The organism is Bacteroidetes bacterium endosymbiont of Geopemphigus sp. (assembly GCF_002904345.1).
Lineage (GTDB): Bacteria > Bacteroidota > Bacteroidia > Flavobacteriales > Blattabacteriaceae > GSPS2-BC2016.
Genome location: NZ_PEIH01000005.1, coordinates 374938 through 391204, shown reverse-complemented (window position 1 = coordinate 391204; position 16267 = coordinate 374938). Strand labels below are relative to the sequence as shown.

The 16267-nt window shown below is 35.2% G+C and carries 15 protein-coding genes; 6 read left to right on the top strand and 9 right to left on the bottom strand.

Annotation, left to right across the window (positions count from 1 at the left end; all coding sequences use genetic code 11):
• The first annotated feature begins 72 nt into the window (after positions 1–72).
• The 3 genes from CS842_RS03115 to CS842_RS03105 all read left to right on the top strand — a co-directional run bounded on the left by CS842_RS03115 (position 73) and on the right by CS842_RS03105 (position 1548).
• Positions 73–432 carry a YbbR-like domain-containing protein gene (locus CS842_RS03115; protein ID WP_103327433.1) on the top strand — a complete coding sequence of 120 codons (360 nt, stop codon included), beginning with the start codon at positions 73–75 and terminating at the stop codon, positions 430–432.
• Between the two features lie 102 nt (positions 433–534).
• Complete coding sequence (gene coaE / locus CS842_RS03110) at positions 535–1140, top strand: dephospho-CoA kinase (protein WP_103327432.1); 606 nt, start codon at positions 535–537, stop codon at positions 1138–1140.
• A gap of 246 nt (positions 1141–1386) precedes the next feature.
• Positions 1387–1548 carry a hypothetical protein gene (locus CS842_RS03105; protein WP_103327431.1) on the top strand — a complete coding sequence of 54 codons (162 nt, stop codon included), beginning with the start codon at positions 1387–1389 and terminating at the stop codon, positions 1546–1548.
• A 1504-nt stretch (positions 1549–3052) separates the two neighbouring features.
• Here the strand turns inward: CS842_RS03105 and CS842_RS03095 are convergent.
• The 5 genes from CS842_RS03095 to CS842_RS03070 all read right to left on the bottom strand — a co-directional run bounded on the left by CS842_RS03095 (position 3053) and on the right by CS842_RS03070 (position 9289).
• Positions 3053–3694, bottom strand: a complete 642-nt coding sequence (locus CS842_RS03095; RefSeq protein WP_103327429.1) for a multinuclear nonheme iron-dependent oxidase — start codon at positions 3692–3694, stop codon at positions 3053–3055.
• 594 nt (positions 3695–4288) lie between these two features.
• Positions 4289–4942 carry a 3,4-dihydroxy-2-butanone-4-phosphate synthase gene (ribB, locus tag CS842_RS03085; protein WP_103327427.1) on the bottom strand — a complete coding sequence of 218 codons (654 nt, stop codon included), beginning with the start codon at positions 4940–4942 and terminating at the stop codon, positions 4289–4291.
• Positions 4939–6360, bottom strand: a complete 1422-nt coding sequence (locus CS842_RS03080; RefSeq protein ID WP_103327426.1) for an LptF/LptG family permease — start codon at positions 6358–6360, stop codon at positions 4939–4941. Before CS842_RS03080 ends, ribB begins: the two co-directional genes overlap by 4 nt.
• Entirely contained in the window at positions 6360–7025 is a 666-nt protein-coding gene (gene lolA1 / locus CS842_RS03075) for an outer membrane lipoprotein periplasmic chaperone LolA1 (RefSeq protein WP_146037441.1), read from the bottom strand. Before lolA1 ends, CS842_RS03080 begins: the two co-directional genes overlap by 1 nt.
• An 8-nt stretch (positions 7026–7033) precedes the next feature.
• A complete protein-coding gene (locus tag CS842_RS03070) occupies positions 7034–9289 on the bottom strand; it encodes a DNA translocase FtsK (RefSeq protein ID WP_103327424.1) in 2256 nt (751 codons plus the stop codon).
• A 664-nt stretch (positions 9290–9953) separates the two neighbouring features.
• Here CS842_RS03070 and CS842_RS03065 point away from each other — a divergent pair.
• Complete coding sequence (locus CS842_RS03065; RefSeq protein ID WP_103327423.1) at positions 9954–10367, top strand: transposase; 414 nt, start codon at positions 9954–9956, stop codon at positions 10365–10367.
• A gap of 878 nt (positions 10368–11245) precedes the next feature.
• Positions 11246–12475: a porin gene (locus CS842_RS03055; RefSeq protein WP_103327421.1), complete on the top strand. Its 1230-nt coding sequence runs from the start codon at positions 11246–11248 to the stop codon at positions 12473–12475.
• A gap of 48 nt (positions 12476–12523) precedes the next feature.
• Here CS842_RS03055 and glyA read toward each other — a convergent pair whose 3' ends face one another.
• From glyA to CS842_RS06510, 4 genes are all read right to left on the bottom strand, one after another.
• Positions 12524–13804: a serine hydroxymethyltransferase gene (gene glyA / locus CS842_RS03050; protein WP_103327420.1), complete on the bottom strand. Its 1281-nt coding sequence runs from the start codon at positions 13802–13804 to the stop codon at positions 12524–12526.
• 74 nt (positions 13805–13878) lie between these two features.
• Positions 13879–14058 carry a hypothetical protein gene (locus CS842_RS03045; RefSeq protein ID WP_103327419.1) on the bottom strand — a complete coding sequence of 60 codons (180 nt, stop codon included), beginning with the start codon at positions 14056–14058 and terminating at the stop codon, positions 13879–13881.
• A gap of 91 nt (positions 14059–14149) precedes the next feature.
• The gene (locus CS842_RS08135; protein ID WP_488192425.1) at positions 14150–14347 is read right to left on the bottom strand and encodes a DUF4230 domain-containing protein; all 198 of its coding nucleotides are present in this window, start codon (positions 14345–14347) and stop codon (positions 14150–14152) included.
• 475 nt (positions 14348–14822) lie between these two features.
• Positions 14823–15050, bottom strand: a complete 228-nt coding sequence (locus CS842_RS06510) for a hypothetical protein (RefSeq protein WP_146037440.1) — start codon at positions 15048–15050, stop codon at positions 14823–14825.
• A gap of 730 nt (positions 15051–15780) precedes the next feature.
• Here CS842_RS06510 and CS842_RS03035 point away from each other — a divergent pair.
• Positions 15781–16263: a YceD family protein gene (locus CS842_RS03035; protein WP_103327417.1), complete on the top strand. Its 483-nt coding sequence runs from the start codon at positions 15781–15783 to the stop codon at positions 16261–16263.
• The last annotated feature ends 4 nt before the right edge of the window (positions 16264–16267 follow it).

The window sequence follows — 16267 nt, the reverse complement described above, 5'->3', positions numbered from 1 at the left end:
CTCTAAAATAGTGTCTATTCGATCTGATATCCAGATCAATTTCCGTGATGGATTTAAGGAGAAAAATTATCCATGGATCATCAGCAAATAAATATCACAGGACCAAGTAATATTTTGGATGCTATACAATTTATAAATACAGAAAAGTGGATAAGCGATTCGATCCATGCCAGTTTTCATAAATATTTAAAACTAAAACTTCCTCGGCATGTCAAATCAGATGTTTTAAAACTCAAATTAAATGTAGAAATAGAACGCTATACTAAAGATACCATAAAAGTACCTGTAAAAGTGCTGAATACCTTTCTTGCAAGTAGAGTTCAACTCTTTCCGGATAACGTAAAAATTTCTTTTAAAATGGATTATGATAAGTATAAGAAAATCCTTCCTTCTGATTTTAGTGGATTGCGATCTGAGCCAATCGCAAGATGAAGTCAATATGTTCCCTTTAAAATTGATAAAAGCTCCCTACTATCTAAAGGACATTATCATTATTCCCGATAGACTGGGGGTCATTATGGTAAAATAACAGAGGTGTTTATTATTGGCCTTACCGGAGGGATGGGCGCGGGGAAATCAACCGCTGCTAGCTTCTTTACTGAGTTACAAATCTCTGTTTATAATGCCGATGCTCAGGCTCGCCGACTTATGCAAGAAAATCAATCGCTTCGATCTGCTCTTGTTCATCATTTTGGAAAACAATCTTATAAAGACAATCAGCTCAATACTCCCTTTCTAGCAAAGAGGGCATTTAGTGATACGTCTGCTTTAAAAAAGCTCAATAGTCTGGTTCATCCCGTGGTAGATTCTGATTTTAAATCCTGGGTGATTTTCCAAAAAGGACCTTACTGCCTTAAAGAAGCGGCTATATTGTTTGAGAGTGGTTCTTATACGCAGTGCCATTGGGTGATATCAGTGATGGCTTTTCCTGAATTAAGAATCCAACGTATTATGCAGAGATCTCATTTAAGTAGGGTAGAGGTATTAAATCGTTTAAATTATCAATGGTCTGATCAAGAACGTTACAGCCGATCGGATATAATCATTGAAAATAATGATGGCTTAGAAATATTGTGTGAGAGAGTTAAAGTAACCCACATTAAAATATTAAATTTGATCAATAACAGTTTTTTTCTGTGAAAACACTTCCTGCTCCTTATGAGAAAGAGTTTTATAAAGTATCTGGCTGTATGTTGGAATCAACATCATATAATTTTATTTTCTTGACAAGGATTTAAAAACCAGTAAGGAAAGTTTTTTTTCAGAAATTTATCTAATGCACTTGTCGAGGTTGTGTGAGAAACTCCGTGAAATAGAGGTAGATTTTTATCGCAACAAATTCAAAGATTAAAGATTTCCGAGGTCAAAAATGACTTTATCAACAATATGACTCATGAATTTAAAACACCTATCACCACTATAAATCTGGCCACTAAGGCTTTAGAAAATCCCATTGTCGACAAGGATCTTGAGCGTGTGACCTATTATTCACGATTGATCAAAAATGAAAAATATGCGAATGAACGATCAGGTGGAATTAGTGCTTAAAATGTCAAAGCCCGAGAATAATTAAGTCAAATTCATTTTCAGCCTATCGACTTAAATCAGCTGGTGAGGAAATCTGTAGAAGTTGTCTTATGGTACAAGCACGTCAGGGTTTTATTACGAAAATTACGAGGCTTAATCTTCACTGATATATGCAGATTCCGTACACATTGAAAATACGGTTCTAAACATTTAGGAATGACTAGAAAAGTACAAAAAAAGATATTCGAACGATTTTTCAGAGCTGAAGGGGGGAATTTACACAACGTAAAAGGTCATGGATTAGGACTTTCTTATGTTAAAAAATTATACATTTTTACAACTATTTTCCCGTTATGGATAGAATAAAAGAAAAAGGAAGTAAATTTCCTATAAAAATTACATTAAATAATAAATTATTACCCATAATAATAAATATTTCTCGCTGAAGACTACCCTAGTTTTGGAAGTGTTTTGAAAGACTATTTGGTCATAAATGGTTTTAACGTAACGCACGAAGTAGACGGGTGAGCAAGGCATAAATTATTTTAATAAAAATGAAGATGATCTTTGTATTCTAGATATGATGATGTCTAAAAAGGATTTCGATTGGTGGTAGACAATAAAAAACCAAGATTCACAATCTCTTACTTAGAGTCATATAGGGATGACATAGCTCGGAGAGCTATACAATCCGAGTTTTTAAAAAGTATAAGAAACTAAAAAGTTATGATAATCCTTTCTTATAGCTATCTAACATGTGACTTTTTTCTTTTAGATGCTCTAAAAGAGTTTTACTTAAGATAGATATTTCCAGATAGTAAACTTTAAAATCCTTATTATAGAATATATGAAATTCTGGCCTTAGGAGGTCTATTTTTTAAGCAGATGTACAGGGTATTCCAAATGAAATATTTGTAAATAAGGATTTAGAACTAAAACGTTTTCTTTCCAGTTGACCAGAAGAGAAAATTCAACTTTATGATTTGGCATCATAAATACTTCTATTTCTGCCCATTCTAATATTAGAAGATCAATAAAGTGAGGTACTTCCACTTTTTATGCCAGAGCAGTCTTTTATGTACTCGATAAATTCTTTAGGGAGCTTCCAGAGCTGATTTGTACGGCATTTGTGTTCTGCGAATAAATTCGATAAGTTCATTCCATTTTTCCTCTTTAAGGCTTTGCTTACTAACATGGTGAGTCTGTTCAGAGTATCCTCTGCACAACATTCAACACTAGCTCTCTGTAGTATGGAAGATTTTCATTGCAGTGACTCTTAAGCGTTGAACTTGTATCTCCTCGGCTAGATAAATATATTGCTTAAACTATTTTGTAGCTCTCGTGTCTCAGGTTTAAAGCATAAGAGCGTGTCCAATAGGGTTTGAGATATAGTTCGAGATGCAACATTTCATCTTCGAGTTCTTGAGAGTTTATGAAATTAAAGTTGCTTGCCAAAAGCACAGGAACAAGGATCTATTTTTTATATCGTTCGCTCAAATAACTCATATACATCTGGAATGATGGTTTACCCATGGAGATCAATAACAATCTCTTTCGATATTTTTTCATGCCCGTCCATATCGACATAGCGCACTTGTTTAAGTGGCATTTTCAACAAAAATTCTTTATCCTCATACTGATGATTAAAAATATTTATATATACATTATTGGTATCGAGCCTTACATCCTGACTTATTAATGATTTCATTTGTAAAAAATCAAGCTCCTTTATTTCTGAAGCTATGAGAGTGTAATAAGAAATATTTTTAAGATTAAAGGTCAATTTAATATATCCTGTACAATTTTTATACGCTCTACGATATATTTTTATAACATCTTTACGAAAAGGAACAGGAAGCAAATCATAAAGATTTGCGTTTTCAGTTTTGCTATAGCTAAGATGCTCTGAATAGATGTCGATATTAAATTCATCGAGAAAATATTTTATTCTTTTTATAAAATCGAGATCAAGACCATCAGGACTTCCGACAGAAAGAGAAAGTTCGTGTCTGTAGATCACGTATTTCTCCGCGATCTCTTCAAGTTTTTTTCTCCAGAACGCTCCGATTTCCATCCAATTTTCCGGCGCTAATTCTATAAAAGCAGCACGCTGATTTTCACGATCTTTTATTTTATCGATGACCTCACGCCTGAGCCCAAGGTCTATGTTCTAAAGAATTCATTGTTTAAAGTAAAAACTAAGGAATATTTTATAAATTTCTTCTCAAATCTATAAAAAAATTAAATACCTAAACCAGAATAAAAAAAACACTTCAAATCCAATAAATTATTATATCCGTTTTCGGTATTCATTTATAAATAAGTAATAATTATGGATAAAGACTATAGAGCCCTGTCTAAACTCTCAGGAGCTTTGCTGTTAGGCTCTCTTGCCTTTGCGCCTGTCGCCCCCCGGAGCTTCCTCTTTATTTGTTGTAAAACTTAGGATCTGTCGCTCATTTGAAAGATCATTTACTTCAGAAGAGTGATTTTATGTTTAATTCAGGCAAGCATTTGGAAATGAATTGCAGCACTGGAAAGTGTGGATCGAAAATGGGAGATCATACTTGTGCATCAGTAAAAAAAGAGACGTCAGCAAACACTAAGATTACAGAGGGAAAATGTGTGGAGAAGGTGAATGCAAATGCAATAAAAAGCATGATACAAATACCTCTCATAGTAATAAAGAGACTCTACCAGTAAAATCCAGCAAAAAGTTAAATAAGGAATACGTAATTACTTTGTATTTAATTGAAAGGAATCACGGCATTTCTTTTAATATTTTTTTTGGCTTGTCCGCTTTGAAATTTCTTCTGTAGTAAATGAGATCTTCTATGGAAAGAATTTTTAGATCAAAGCGCTGAGCTATCTTAATTAAATCAGGCATTCGTGCCATTGAGCCATCTTCATTAAGAATTTCCACTACCATAGCTCCGGGTTGACATCCTGCCATTTTCGCAAGATCTACAGCTGCTTCGGTATGACCTGCACGCGCAAGCACCCCTCCTTTTTTTGCTTTCAAGGGGAAGATATGTCCAGGACTGTTAAAATTCCGGGCCTTTATGTTTTTACCTACCAGCGCTTGCAATGTTTTTGATCGATCATAGACTGAGATTCCTGTGCTAACACCTTCTCCATGAAGATCTACAGATATAGTAAAAGCGGTTTTTTTTGGATCGGTGTTCTCTTTAACCATCATATCGAGTTTTAGTTCATCGCAGCGTTCTTCTGTAAGAGGAGCGCATACCAGCCCACGACCATGTGTGATGACAAAATTTAAAACCTCGGGGGTTACCTTCTCAGCGGCCATCACGAAATCTCCCTCATTCTCCCTGTTTTCATCGTCAACTACTATCAGAGGTTTTCCGGAGCGGATTTCTTCTATGGCTTCTTCAACGTTACTTAGTCTACTCATTTTTTAAGTTTGTATTTCTTTTGAAGTCTTTTTATACAGAAACCGTAGTGATCCAGATTCATTATGGGTGCGTCCATCATGGCTTTTCGTGTTAACCAAAGACCTGTTGGAAACATAATCAGGTTGGATAACCATGCGCCGAGCCAGATAGAGAGTTGTCCTTTTTCACTAAGATTTTGACTTATGGTTAATAGTGTAAAATATACTATAAATATAATCAAAGCCATCAGTACAGGCATACCCATGCCTCCTTTTCGGATGATAGCTCCCAAAGGAGCTCCGATAAGGAACATTAATATACAACTTACCGGAAAGGAAAATTTCTTTTGAAGTTCAAGCTCATGTTTCGCTAGATATTCAAAACGCTCTTTTATCGCTTCTTTTTGAACTTTGATGATTGTGGAGAAATTATACAATTGCTCTTGCGTTTTTTGAAGGACTTCTTTTTTTTTCTTAGGACTTAAATTTTCGTAATCTGCAGAAGACTTCCTAGAAAATGCTAAACGTTCGGAAGTATTTTCTTTTACAGGGTAGCTTTGTTTTGATAGCTCTTCATAAAACTTATGATCATCAGCTTTGATCGTTTTAATTCTTTCCGTGAGTTTTTGTGCATTTAACATGCTATAGTTATCTTTAAAATTCTCCTCCTCAAGGTTCTGATTAGCTAGTTTAGAAATGTCCAAATGCTCTATAAGAGTTTCAAATTCAATGATTTGATAAGTATTCTCAGAGGCATAGATGTTTTGATCATTATTTTTTTTCTCTGAATAAAGTACGCCATTGATAAGATGCATTTCTAAATATCGTGCATCTTTTCCGGAGATCAGGCGGCCTTTTTCAGCTAAAATGGTATTTCCTTCTCCGGAAGACTTTTTATACTGACGGATAAATACTCCCTCGAGGAGATCTTGGTTTTTACCTGTTTTTTTGTCAATTCTCATCACTATATTCGGAATCATATCTATAAAATTTCCTGCTGTAATATTTACTGCCGGCTCAGCTACGGAGATATTATAAGCGATATTTTTTGCCTTTCGTTGCGCAGCTGGTACTACATAGTCTGAAAATAGAAACAAGATTGTTGCCATGAATATGCTTATTACAAAAAGCGCTCGCATCATGCGCCATAGTGATATACCTGTGGATTTCATAGCTGCCAGCTCGTAGTGCTCACCTAGTGTTCCATAGGTTATGATGGAAGTTAAAAGCATAGCAATCGGCATCACAAGAGGTACTAAGGATAGACCGAAGTAAAAGATAAGTTTGACGATGGTAAAAATTTCCAGGCCTTTACCTGTAAAATCATTCAGCTTGCTCCAGAGAAACTGGATGATAAATATAAAAAACAGCACACTAAAAATCACCAGAAAGGGCCCGGCAAATAGCCGCAGGATATAACGATCGATTTTCTTGAGCATTAGTCTATATCAGTGATTACATAATCAGGATAATCTTCTTCTTCAAATTTTAAAAAAGTTTTTGATACGATAATTCCTGGCAGGTATTCATTAATAAGAATACTGGTAGTATAATTATCGTTTTCTAATTCGTGAATTTCCTTAAGATCATTATTTTCAGGATCCAAGCCGATGAGCAATTCTTTTACAGGGCTTTCTTTTTTGGGTGTAAGCTTTAAAAAAAGCAATATTTTTCTCGAGCCTTTTTTATATTGAATGCTTTTTTCAATATTGAACATTTGTATATAATTTGAAAGCATTTGAACTGGAGAGAGAATATTTTCAATACCCTCAGCGCTTGATATCGTCACTTCTTTGTCTTTACTTGATATGGTGTAAATTTTTTTCCCATCCCCTATTTGTATGATTTCCATCAGAGAAAGCCGGTATCGATTACCTGCTGCGTATACTTTTCCACTTTCAGAATTTAAAAGCTCACCCTTTTTATTTTTACGCTGATAAGTAAAGCGCATATAAAGGGTAGGTACGTTTTTAATTTTTTCGTATGCCTTATTTAAAATTTTTTCCGCTTGGTTTTTAGAATTTTGTCCCATGGAAATCTCCGGCCCGATAAGGTATAAAATCAATACAGCATAGCATTTTATTATGTTACTGTTTCCTTTCATAAGCAATTTTATTTTTTTTCATGAGGCGATTGTAAGCTTTCTATATCCGAGAGCAACACTTGTCTCGCCTTGCTTCCTTCAAAAGGCCCTAGTATACCGTTTTCTTCGAGTTGGTCGACGATTTTAGCCGCTCGGGAATAGCCTACCGAGAGTTTGCGCTGAAGCAAAGAGGTAGAACCTTGTTGGGTGCTGACCACCAGGCGCGCTGCTTCACCAAAAAGCGGATCGCGTTCTCCAAAGGAGCTTATCGGAAGGTCTCCTTTGGATTCTTGCTGATCAGGTTTAGGCAGTTTCCATTGTTCAACGTCGATTTTTTTGCTTTCATAGAAGTTGACGATTTCTTCTACCTCATGGGTTTCGATGAAAGGACATTGTAAGCGGATTAATTCATTTCCATTGGAAAAAAGCATATCCCCCTTTCCTATGAGCTGTTCAGCTCCCGATACATCGAGAATGGTTCTTGAATCGATCTTAGAGGTAACCCGGAAAGCTATGCGCGCTGGAAAATTGGCCTTGATCAAACCTGTAATTACATTTACCGAAGGCCGTTGGGTAGCAATGATCAGATGGATCCCTACAGCTCTTGCTAGCTGTGCCAGACGCGCGATGTAAATTTCTATTTCCCGGCCAGCGGTCATGATCAGATCTGCAAACTCATCTACAATCAGTACGATATAAGGCATATGCCCAGCTTTAGCATTGTATTCCTTTATATGGCGAACCATAGCTTGCTTTAACAAATCATAACGACGATCCATTTCTTTGCACAGTGAATTAAGCACGTCTTTAGCCTGAGAGGTATCGGTAATGATGGCCTCTTTAGTATCGGGTACCTTAGCCAGGTAATAACGTTCGATCTTTTTGTAAAGAGAGAGTTCTACTTTTTTTGGATCAATCATTACAAATTTTAAATCCTTTGGAGACTTTTTATAAAGAAGCGCTACGATAATAGCGTTCAGACCTACGGATTTTCCTTGTCCGGTAGCTCCCGCCATAAGTAAATGAGGCATTTTAGCTAAATCTGCCATAAAAGTCTCATTTGAAATGGTTTTCCCCAGAACAATGGGCAGTTCCATTTTGCTGTATCGAAACTTTTCAGAAGAAAGCACCGAGTGAATAAACACCACAGCAGGATTGCTGTTAGGCACTTCTATTCCTATCGTTCCCCGGCCTGGAATCGGTGCGATGATTCGAATGCCCAGGGCTGCCAGGTTTAACGCTATATCATCTTCGAGCCCTTTGATTTTGGAAATGCGTATACCATCTTGTGGTATGATCTCATAAAGCGTAACGCTTGGTCCTATAGTGGCTTTAATTTTCTTGATACCTATTTTGTAATGTCGAAGGGTATCGACGATTTTATCTTTGTTCACCTCAAGCTCTTTTTGATTGATAGCGATATCTTGCAAGGCACCCTTTGATGGTTTCAACAATTCTAGAGTGGGCGGTGTAAAATCTTCCCGCTCGCCGGTTCTTTGCAAAAGAGGACTCTGCTCATACTTTTGTAATTGTTCTGCGGGATCAGCTTTTTTTTCAGGATTTCCGACGATCATCTCTACGGACTCTTTTTCATCTTCAGAGATTTTCACAGGGCTATTAGGTTTTGTTTTCAAATTCATTTTTTCAGATAGACTTGCATTATCGCTCGTTAAAATTTGAGGAGGCTTAGATGTTTTTAAAACATCCTGGGTTTTAGCTTTTGCTAAAGAAAAGTCTTGTAATTGTGTAAATCGCTCTGGACTTATCTTAAATAATAAGATTATATAGATCATCAGGCTAATAAAAAGCAACATTCCAAGACCTAGTGCGCCTGTAAGACTGCTCAGGAAGCTATTTACTTCAAAACCAAGTATGCCGCTCAGTACGGTTTTTTCAGGGAGGATAAATCCTGAGACCATGGGCAAGAAAACAGAAAAAAACAATGTATTTAAAAAGAATTTTTTAAGAGAGAATCTAGATATTTTCCATAAGCGCAGTCCGATTAGAAAAAATAAGACAGGCAACACAAAAGCGCCTAGACCCAGACCTTTATAAATGAAAAAATCACCTAAAAAAGCGCCTATTTTTCCAAATATATTTTTTGCGAGAGATGACTTATCCAGAAAACTTCTCAATTGACTTTGATCTTCTTGCCAGTGCAGAAAAAAGGAGCAAAAGCTCAAAAACAAAACAATGCCCCCGGTGATAAATAGCAATCCCGTAATTGTTTTAAACAGATTTGGATTCTTTTTTTTAGGAGAAATTTTAGCAGGTTTTTCCGACATGATACGATAAAATACAGTTTTGTAGGCTAAGGAGCAAAAATACAAATTATTACGTGCTAACTTATTATAAGTTTTCAGTTGATTTATAGATCATTATGACTTAAATATAATTATATATTTCTGTTCTGTGTATCATTATAAAAATTAATACTATCATTATGTAAAATTTAATTGATCCAATGATTCACCTAGTATTAAGCAACATACGGTCTTTCAGATAAAAATTGAAAAAATCGTTTATAATAACCTCGAGTATAGGTGATGCTACTGCAAGGCTGTAAACTGAATTTATAGGGAAAGGTCATAAATCAGCTAAGATCGGTGTTAATAATCTGACCTTTGGTGTAGTTTCTCTTGAAAAACCGGAAGTTTCGGTTGCTATGGACAAGCGCTGATGTGCCGCTCATCTCTTATGATAATCTGATGTTGATTGCCCAGTTTCAATCCTATAACAGGGGAGCGCGCTTGTAGAGATGAATCATATTATCATTCCTTCCCCGGAAGTGGCAAAGAACCATATTCCCGTCTTAGAAAGTTTTCAAGCGTCGGATTTAGGTTTTTTATATATCCTATGAGAACCTTGCACGAAGAAAATGATTTAATTATTTGTATATCAATATATTGATACATATATTTATGTTATGTTATCCCAAAAACTCAGTCAATGATCAATAGCAATGCACAAATAAGTTTACAGAATTATATATGGAGCGCAACACGAGGAAAGGTCAATTTTTTTGAGAAACTAAACAAGTTATCCGACTGGGGTCGGATAGAAAAAGAAATAAGAAAAAACTACCAAAAAGGCGTAGGACTCAAAGGTCAGCCGGCATACAGCGGATTATCCTTATTTAAGATTCTCTTACTGAGCCATTGGTATACGCTGAGTGACACAGCGACAGAAGAGATGGTAAAAGAGTCAATAAGTTGTACACACTTTTGTGGATTTCGATTAGAAGATCAGATACCCGACCACACTACCTTATGCTCATTTCGCAATGAGCTCGTATCGAAAAAATCTTACGAGCGCCTGTTCAAGAAAATCAATGAACAATTAGAAAAAACAATCGGGTCATAGTAATAAATAGGCGTGATGATAGACGCAAGTCTTACCCAGAGTTCCTTTAGAGTCCCGAAGGTAATTCCCCCTATGAGTTCTTAGAGACAGAAGATCTAGAAGAAAAATCCTCAAGCACAGAAAAGGAGCTCCAAGAAAAGAAAAGAGAACCCCTACGGTAGCAGAAACAAAAAAAGGCTGAGAGAAAAAAATATAAACTCATCTAAGTAGAATATGCATCTTATTCAATATATTTACCAGAAAGAAACGCTGGGTAGTAGAACGAACTGGGAGTATGAAGCACTGGTTTGCTTCGGGAAAGACCTGATACAAAAGGTTGGTGTGAGTACATTCCCAACATCTAATGGAGACTATAGTTCACAATTTATATCCCACCCCTGGGATTATTATGCGCTCTTGTTAATGAACAAAAACGATAAATCAATTGATAATAAATGATTTAATAAATAATATGTAATGGCCTAGGTTTGCATAGGTGGGTCCAGGGGATTTTTTTGGTTTCTTATTCCTTTTACTTCATTTTTACAACGGTCTCCCTATATAAAAATGTTTTATCATGTCAGCGATACTGAAAAAATCATATAGTGGTAATATACACAAAGAAATGTTCAACTTTTTAATAAAGTCGCAAACTCAAAGTATTCCAAATAGTACGGCCTTCAAAAATAAACACCAATGCGGCTAACTCAAGATCAGATGATACATTTTATTATTTTAACATCGGATCAAACTATTGATCGTCGGAAAGCAAGAATTTTATCAACGTTTTTTCTTGGTGAAACTGAAGAATCAAAATAAAATTCGAAAAAAATATTAAAAAATATTAATAATTTAGGGGAAATTTTTATCATTTATTAATTCTGTAATTCATAAAGTCCATGAAAAAAATAAAATTGCTTAGCTTCTTTGTTCTCTCTCATTTACTCTTTATGAAATCCCAAACGCCTGTTAATGAAGATAAATCTGTGGCGGAGCGTTTAAGAATCATTCAAAAGAAGATGGACAATTTCGGTATATTCGTGAATTTTCGAACGAATTTTTATATACCCATTGAGAAAAACTTATGGAAAGACTATTATTTTTCTGTTGATCAGCTTCGCTTGGAGATGATGGGTAATCTAAATGATAAGGTTTCTTATCGCTTCAGGCAACGCCTGAATAAAAGCGCAGATCCCGGCGCCACTTCCACCGATAAGGTCTCGAGAGCTACTGATTTTGCTTTTATCGAGTATAAGATTAACGATAAAGTCGTTTTGACAGCTGGTAAACAAGCGATGGCTATAGGAACTATTGAATCTAATTACAACGCTTTGGTAGTCTATCAGTATGCTGATATTTTTCAGAATGTGGACATTTTCTATACAGGGGTGAATTTTACCTACAGACCTATTAAAAAACATCAATTTCAATTCCAGGTATTGAATAATTCGATCGATAGGTTATCCAGTATGTATGATAAAGTAGGGGATGAGAATACAAAAAAGCAAAAACTTGAGGCCCAGGGTATAAAAGAGGCCAAAACTCCTTTAGGCTATACTTTTAACTGGAGTGCTCTTTGGGAGGATGAGAAAATTCACGCAAGATCATCTTACTCCCTTTTTCAAGAGGCTAAAAATAAATACTGGAAAATATTAGCTCTAGGTGCTCAGTTTAATTTCCATCCCCTGATAGTGGATGCAGATTATATTCATGGCGATGAAGATATAGATCGTGAGCAATATGGCACGGTTGCCTTTCGCAAGGCTTTGGATAAAAATAAAGGCTTAGATGGAAATAGCGATAAAATCGCTACCAATGTTCTTTATAATTCTTACATACTGAAACTAAAATATCAATTTAGTCCCCACTGGAATGCTTTTATAAAAGGAATGTATGAAACGGCCTATTCCGCAGACTGTCTTACTAGTAACATATCGAATAAGAATTTCAGAAAATCCTATGGATATCTCTTTGGCGTGGAATACTTTCCTTTTAAAGATATCAATAGTCTCAGGTTATATCTCCTCTACAGAGGCCAGCAGATTAAATATGCTGAGCCCATAAAAGATTTAAATCGAAATATTAATGCTTTTTCTCTCGGTTTAAGCTACCGTATAAAAATGTTCTAAGCTCCTTCAGTATTTTAAAAAAGACCAGGTAATCTTTGGCTTTTTGCTTTACATCCGAAAAATGGGATAATCTCGCATCATGGCATTTACCTGATTTTTTATCTTAATGAGCTTTGTTTCATCATTTTTATTGTTAATTACCTGGTTGATAAAGCTAGCTATTGCTTCCATGTCTTTGGCTTTTAATCCTCGTGTGGAGACCGCGGCGGTTCCGAGTCGGATTCCTGAGGTAATAAAAGGGGATTGATCATCAAAAGGAACCATATTTTTGTTACAGGTAATATCTACTCTTGTTAAAATAGCTTCAGCTTGTTTACCGGTAATTTTTTTATTTCTTAAGTCGATAAGCATGCAGTGGTTATCTGTGCCTCCCGAGATGATCTGATAGTCTTTATCCATTAACGCTTTTGCAAGGGATTTGGCGTTGACGATGACTTGTTCTGCGTATTTTGCGTACTCATCGCTCAAAGCTTCTTGAAAAGCAACGGCTTTGGCCGCGATAATATGCTCAAGCGGCCCTCCCTGTAGACCCGGAAATACAGCACTATCTATTAATTGAGAAATCTTCTTGGGTTGTCCTTTAAGGTTTGTACTTTCCCAGAAGTTCTCAAAATCTTCAACCGTAAGGATTAACCCCCCACGGGGACCTCGTAGGGTTTTATGTGTAGTAGTGGTGACTACATGACAATGGGGAAAGGGATGGTTCAATAGTCCTTTGGCTATTAGTCCTGAAGGGTGAGCGATATCTGCCATAAGGAGCGCCCCCGCGCGATCGGCCGCCTCTCTGAATTTTTTATAGTCGATGTCTCTTGAATAAGCGGAAGCGCCACAGATGATCAATTTTGGCTTTTCTTTTTCTGCCAGATACAGCATGCGATCATAATCGATCAATCCACTCTTTTGGTCAAGACCATATAATACCCCTCGGTAGAAACTTCCTGAAAAGCTCACCTGAGCTCCATGAGTGAGATGTCCGCCATGGGCCAAATCAAAGCCAAGAACAGTATCGCCAGCTTTGAGTCGGGCCATATATATTGCTGCATTGGCTTGAGATCCAGAGTGTGGCTGTACGTTGGCGTAGGCAGCTCCAAAAAGTTTTTTCGCGCGATCTATAGCTGCTTGTTCGATTTTATCTACTACTTCGCACCCTCCATAATAACGTTTACCGGGATAGCCCTCGGCGTATTTGTTGGTTAATATAGATCCCATGGCTCTCAGTACATGAGAGCTAACAAAATTTTCTGAGGCGATGAGCTCGATGCTGCGCAACTGTCGATCTTTTTCTTCTTTTATCCATTGAAAGATCGAATCTTCGGAGTACGTTTTCATAAATGCAAAGATGTTTGATTTAGATAAGTCTTCATAATAAAATGAATAATTTTTTTGTTAAAAAAAATTACAATTCAAAAGGTGTAGATATTTCGACTTTGTCGATGATTTTCCAGCCATAGATTTTCGATAATAGGTAAATCTTCCCGAGCTCTATCGAAAGGCGTTCTCTGACTTATTTCTAACAGACCTGAATGTATTATTTCTTTTCTAATCTCTTCTAAAGCCTTTTGCTTGACTTTTTTAATCAGCACCAGAAAAGCTTATTAAAAGAGATATCTGAGAGGTCATAATATTTAATATCAGGTATGATTTGTATCTTTGCAGTGGGAACTGCTTGAATAGTTATATTTTTTTATCACTGTTAGTTTGTATTTTTAACTTTTTCATATTGTAAGATACGATGGCTTTGGTGTTGATTAGCAATAAAGCTTTTTTGTCGACTTTTATGAAGTCGCTAAAATATTTTTTACTGTTTTTATAAGTGTGTATATGGGAAAAATGACCTTCCGCTATTACTAATTTGCTTGCATGCTTATATATTAGGAAGCAAGGTTTTCGTGCTGATTTCTGTATGATTTTTTCGATTTAAATAATATACCTCGTAAAAAAATACCCGATAAAAACTAAGGCCACGATCAGAATTTTTTTCATTTATCCTTACTTATTGGATTTTACATGATGTTTTCCTAGCTAAGATCAATACGATATCACCTTCGAGTCCAGAAGGGTAGGGTGATTCCACGATACGTCCCATCTCCTGGATGGGTCTTTGTAAAAAAAACAAGTAGGTACTTTCTGGATATTTTTTATTCTTTTGTTATATTCTCTGTTATCAAGTTTTCCGTTTATCTTAACTACGCTAAACATTTTGAGTTTTTCCTTAGGATAATTTAGTCCGTTTAACGTTTTTAAAAAATGAGGCACTTTTCTTTGACTGTCTTTGCACCAGGTACCTAAAAACACTTCTATATTGTATCTTTTTATATCATTTGTCCGGATTTGAGTTTTAGCCAGGTCAAAATAATTCCATTTTAGCTTTGTAAGTGTTATATTTTGGAATAAACCAGTTGACATGGGGAGGGAAGGAGAGTGCATTTTGATCAATCCATCCCGCTGAGGATTCTGTTTTATTTAGATTCGTTCGTTTCTTTTTTGTAATTTTTAAATCTTGACTATTTCTTGAATATCCGATTAATAATGACAGTGCCATTATTGAATAAGAAAAAATAAAATCTTTTCTCATATATATTACTAATATAATCAATTAGAATATGTAATTCAGATGTGTTCAGATCCCCTTTACTATCCTGTCCCTTACTTTAATGGATCGACGGTTTGCTTTAAATTCTGTAAAAAACGCTTGTTGATGGGAATATACATGGAAAGATTTTTATTAAAATTATTGTTAGATCATCTTTTTATTACATCAAACACTAAAAAGATCGAATCAATAAGTGTTTAAAAATATAAGCGTCGGAATCCCAAAAAAATCTATGGGCGTATCAAATATAGGTTTAGAAAGCGCTATAAATAAGGAAGTTAATAGTGGTGAATTTCAAAAATATCGAGATTCATTCTGATTTTTTTTCTGAGCGGATTTAACAAAAAATATGAATTTATGAATTGCTTCCATTTGAAAAGGCATCTGATAACTCTAGAGAAGAGTATGTCAATAAATTACATTTCATAAATTGATTCAATATAATTTACAAATTATAACAACAAAAGATAAATAATTTAGTATTTACTTGTTCTGATAGATTGATCTAACATACTTTTTCAGATAAAAGTTTTTGACAGATATTTTGTAGATTTATAAGACAATATAAACAAAAATAACTCTTTGTTAATGTATAAACAATTGAAAATAAATATATTAATTCTGATATGATCATTTTCTCTATGAGGATAGATATCTTATACAAAAAAAGTTTTAAATTTGCAATCTTGAATGTATATGGTTTGCTCTTTCAATGGAAACATTAAAAAAATATGATATTTGTTTCCGAACATTAAGTATCGGTAATCATCTCTTTGATTTTCGAATCAACGAAGATTTTTTTAAACTCTTCACATTTGATGAGCAATTTGAGCAGCCTGATCTGGATATACATATTGAACTAGAGAAAAATATAAATTTTCTTTTGTTGAACTTTGAACAAAAAGGCACCGTTGTGCTCACTTGTGATTATTCTTTGGATAAATTTGAACATCCCCTAACTTCGCAAGAGCAATTGTTGGTAAAGTTCGGCGAATCTTTTAATGATCAAAACGATCAGATCCTAACGATTCCTTATGGGGAAGCTAGAGTTAATGTAGCTAAATATATTTATCAACTCTTTATGCTTTCGCTCCCTAAAATAAGGATTCATCCAGAGGTGCAAAATGGTAAATCACATTCTAAAGTACTTGAAATTCTCGCTAAACATAGTGTGGAAAAAATTCCTTATTTATAAAATC

Bases quoted from the DNA above. Each gene is read 5' to 3' on its own strand.
- lolA1 (WP_146037441.1), bottom strand. From the start codon at position 7,025: ATGAAAGGAAACAGTAACATAATAAAATGCTATGCTGTATTGATTTTA.
- CS842_RS03080 (WP_103327426.1), bottom strand. From the start codon at position 6,360: ATGCTCAAGAAAATCGATCGTTATATCCTGCGGCTATTTGCCGGGCCC.
- glyA (WP_103327420.1), bottom strand. From the start codon at position 13,804: ATGAAAACGTACTCCGAAGATTCGATCTTTCAATGGATAAAAGAAGAA.
- CS842_RS03070 (WP_103327424.1), bottom strand. From the start codon at position 9,289: ATGTCGGAAAAACCTGCTAAAATTTCTCCTAAAAAAAAGAATCCAAAT.
- CS842_RS03035 (WP_103327417.1), top strand. From the start codon at position 15,781: ATGGAAACATTAAAAAAATATGATATTTGTTTCCGAACATTAAGTATC.
- ribB (WP_103327427.1), bottom strand. From the start codon at position 4,942: ATGAGTAGACTAAGTAACGTTGAAGAAGCCATAGAAGAAATCCGCTCC.
- CS842_RS03115 (WP_103327433.1), top strand. From the start codon at position 73: ATGGATCATCAGCAAATAAATATCACAGGACCAAGTAATATTTTGGAT.
- CS842_RS06510 (WP_146037440.1), bottom strand. From the start codon at position 15,050: ATGAGAAAAGATTTTATTTTTTCTTATTCAATAATGGCACTGTCATTA.
- CS842_RS03065 (WP_103327423.1), top strand. From the start codon at position 9,954: ATGATCAATAGCAATGCACAAATAAGTTTACAGAATTATATATGGAGC.
- CS842_RS03105 (WP_103327431.1), top strand. From the start codon at position 1,387: ATGACTCATGAATTTAAAACACCTATCACCACTATAAATCTGGCCACT.
- CS842_RS03055 (WP_103327421.1), top strand. From the start codon at position 11,246: ATGAAAAAAATAAAATTGCTTAGCTTCTTTGTTCTCTCTCATTTACTC.